The 2,123-nt window shown below is 42.6% G+C and carries 2 protein-coding genes; both read right to left on the bottom strand.

Features of this window, described 5'->3' with window-relative positions; translation table 11 throughout:
• Positions 1 to 122: 122 nt before the first annotated feature.
• Positions 123 to 1,010, bottom strand: a complete 888-nt coding sequence (locus tag H7844_15805) for a BPL-N domain-containing protein (protein MEO5358744.1) — start codon at positions 1,008 to 1,010, stop codon at positions 123 to 125.
• Positions 1,011 to 1,159: 149 nt separating this feature from the next.
• Positions 1,160 to 1,945 carry an adenylate/guanylate cyclase domain-containing protein gene (locus tag H7844_15800; GenBank protein ID MEO5358743.1) on the bottom strand — a complete coding sequence of 262 codons (786 nt, stop codon included), beginning with the start codon at positions 1,943 to 1,945 and terminating at the stop codon, positions 1,160 to 1,162.
• Positions 1,946 to 2,123 lie beyond the last annotated feature (178 nt).

The raw sequence follows: 2,123 nt of genomic DNA, 5'->3' as shown, positions 1-2,123 counted from the left end.
GCCGTCAAGGGTAATTTCAGCATGGCTTAGAGCCGGCATCAAAGCGGCAACAATAGCCCACGTTAAAAACAATAAACGCCAAAAACCATTTAATGGTTTCATCTGCAAAACCAATAGTAGTGTTACTTACCTGTGAGTTTTTTCATTACGCTGCTCATCAGTTTCCACGTACCGGTATCATACCAAAGGGTGCAATTGCTAAAAGATACTTCAGGGTGAGGGCCTGTTAAAAACACCTTACCTGCTCCATAATCAAACATTATCATTGCAGCGTAGCCGTCACTGGGTGCTCCCACCGATTGATAAGTAGCCACGGTTGTGACATTTTGGCCGCCCCAGGGTTTAAAGAAAGGCCCTCCATAGTATAATATGTTTAAAGAAAAGTTAACATCCGGCAAAACTGTGGTATCAACATTTACAGTGGTCATGGCAGCTCCTTTAGTAATTACCGAGGAGCAGCCGGTTGATGAATTCCACTCCTTAATGTGTTTTATGGCACCTATGCCCTCACCTGAAAATAAGCTTAAAGGGTAATCATACATGTTTATAACACCTGTTGTATCCTCACGCCACAGTACCACTTCAGTGGCAAAATAAGCTCCCGCACAGATACCGAAATAGCCCCCGCCGTTATTAACGAAGTTTCTTATGTTGTTGTAACCGTCATAATTTATGTAAGTATTGTAACCGGCAGCCCATCCACCACCTACTATTATTGCCTTATAAAGATAGTTTAAATTTGGTGTAGTATCAATATCATACGGTGTGACATCCTCATAGGTATAGCCATAATTTTTTAGCATCGCCTTTATGGCGGTAATTCCATCAGCCCATGCGCCGCCTCCAGTATAAGTAGTGTCATTGAATATGGCAACGTCTGCTCCGGTTAAAGACCAGCTAGTTACCGGTATTGCTATTATACTAAGCAACATACAAAGGACAAAAAAACCAGGCAGAGCTTTCTTTGTGCATTTAGGATTGACTAATATAAGTGATTTGTCTGAAACCATAAAAAACCTCCCTAAATTGTTCTATGTTAGCCCCGTAAATAAATATTAACAAAAATAGCCGCTTTAGGTTTGTACTCTTATGATTCTATGTTAGCCTGTTTGCGGTACCGGTGTCAATCCGTACTTTTTAAGCATTGGAAGCTCAGCGGCTATTTTAGTCCTCCAATCCGATAAACAATAATTTTTTCAGACTTGCCCTTGAGTGAGACCTCTCCTACTCGTTTTGAATAAAACCTGTCACCGGTGTATTTATATGTTGACTCTCCTATTAGAATCCTGCACGGCCTGCCTGCAAACTCCTCATCCTGCGTATCCTTATCAAAACTCTCAAGCCTTGAGGCAGTGTTGACCGTATCCCCAATCACAGTGTATTCAAGCCGCTCGGAGCTTCCAATGCAGCCGGCAACCAGAGGGCCTGTGAAGATTCCCACTCGCATGCTGGTATTAGGAAGCCCCTGCTTTTCCCATAATTGGTTTAACCGTATCAACTCCTGTTCCATGCCCAGGGCGCATTCCACGGCATTAATTGCATCCTCGGAAATCTCTATCTCAGTGGTCCTCTCAAAAGGCACACCGAATATGGCCATGACGGCGTCCCCGATGTATTTATTTACAACACCTCCATGATTTAAAACCATGCCTGTCATAGCGTCCATATACTCATTAAGCCAATCCATAAGTCCTGCCGCGTCAAACTTCTCAGATACGGAAGTAAAGCCCTTTAAATCAGTAAAAAGGACTGTAGCCGTCAGTTTTTTTGAAGGCAGCCGGCCATCTTTTATAAACTCATCTCTGTTTTCCCATATGGCCTGTGCTACTGATTTTGAAACGTGTTTACCAAAGAGTTTCATAATAAGGTTTCTTTCCGCCTTCTCTCTCTGAGACATATAGGCTGTGGTTATTGCAGTAGAAAATATAAATGATATAATGGACACACCCCCTGGAATCCACCATCCAGCCACAAAACTGAAAACCGTTATCACAATCATGGTGACGAAAGTACACAGTGCCGCAGTGATTAATCTTAAAAAAGTTCTGAGAAAAAGTCCAGAAGGTTATTTTCATAGACAAGGCGGAAACCTATGTGGAAGTCCCTGAAGTCAGGGCTGTTGT

The organism is Nitrospirae bacterium YQR-1 (assembly GCA_039908095.1).
GTDB lineage: Bacteria > Nitrospirota > Thermodesulfovibrionia > Thermodesulfovibrionales > Magnetobacteriaceae > Magnetomonas.
The sequence above is the reverse complement of the archived record's forward strand: the minus strand, read 5'-3'. Positions and strand labels throughout refer to the sequence as shown.

Bases quoted from the DNA above. Each gene is read 5' to 3' on its own strand.
- H7844_15805 (MEO5358744.1), bottom strand. From the start codon at position 1,010: ATGGTTTCAGACAAATCACTTATATTAGTCAATCCTAAATGCACAAAG.